Here is a 322-nt window from a genome sequence, read left to right as displayed (position 1 = left end):
CATTTTCACTGACCATTACGCCAAAAAGTTATACACAGGTAACACCTTGTTACTGTTTTTGGAGGCAACTCTGAGGCAGCGGAAATCGACGGTAGATATCGCTCAAGCGTTGAACAGTAAGGCTTCATGCAGGAATGGGTCGGTATCGACCGTATCCACGCCTCCTCTTTAAACCGAAAGCTCGAAAAACTGCCACTAGACTTGCTACAGGACATCTATCAAACCCTTGTTGCTGGCATCTGCGAACACTACGCCAAAAAGACGGGCATCGGAAAGCTTGGCAAACTCGGCATTATCGACTCTACCACAATTCGCCTTCCAA

The organism is Paenibacillus marchantiophytorum, assembly GCF_014640555.1.
Classification (GTDB): Bacteria; Bacillota; Bacilli; order Paenibacillales; family NBRC-103111; genus Paenibacillus_E; species Paenibacillus_E marchantiophytorum.
The sequence above is the reverse complement of the archived record's forward strand: the minus strand, read 5'-3'. Positions refer to the sequence as shown.